Source organism: Acinetobacter endophylla (assembly GCF_053543775.1).
On sequence record NZ_JBLVOM010000089.1, the window covers coordinates 1 to 891 of the forward strand.

Sequence of the window (891 nt, forward strand, 5' to 3'; positions counted from 1 at the left end):
ACTTCATAAAACCATGCCCCAGATGATCCAGTCTTGATGATATTTGAAACTAAATACTCCCCCGCAAGACTAAGTTGACCCTCAACCAAATCATCAACTGTGAGTGAAGATATGCGGATCTTCTTATATTTCCCAGGATCAACAATATTGGTGGCCGAAGCAATAGTAAGTATGCCGGTAGCATCAACATCCGTGGTCCCGGAAATATTAATATCAGGTGCTGATCCATAAATTGCATTTTCGATAATGATCTGCTCGCCATTAACGAATTTTTCAGCAAAATTTACGGAGAAATCCACAGTGTTTGAGAAGAAGTTATTAGTGACAGCATTCCATATTAAATTTATTTCCGAGCCTTGAGCTCCCGGCCCGGATGATATGGAATTCCCACTAAATGATATGCTTTTATATTTCACAACATTACTGTTTGGCGAAATCAGTTTCTGTTTCCCATCCACCGAACTCACCTGTTTTGCGACAATTGGCGGATCATTAAATACTTCACCAATCTGAATCTGTGTTGCGCCAGTGGTCAGCGTATTTGGCTCATAAACGCTTAAACTTGCGCCCTCAATCGTATTGATCGGGGTTTCACCTTCTTTGATTTGGTTGGGATCTATTTCAAAATATCCGGTGCCAATTGAAAGCAGTGCTTCTTCAACCTGCACATTGTCTGCGTAGTATCGATATAAAGGCGCAATCAGGTCTGGGATAGATTTTACATTCCCGTAAATATCGGGAACACGCTCACTGGTGCGGTGCTTATTCTGGCGCGAAGCCAGACTGTTATTGCCAGACCCTGATGCCTGATCAGGAATCTCAGGCATATTCATGTAGGTGTAAATTGCCAGTGCTGCTGATAGCACAGTAACTACAATTAAAAAGATTTCA

1 pseudogene is annotated in these 891 nt (G+C 41.9%); it reads right to left on the reverse strand.

Annotated elements, in window-relative coordinates:
• A pseudogene (locus ACNPNW_RS05350) lies at positions 1-891 on the reverse strand (hypothetical protein); the annotation flags it as partial.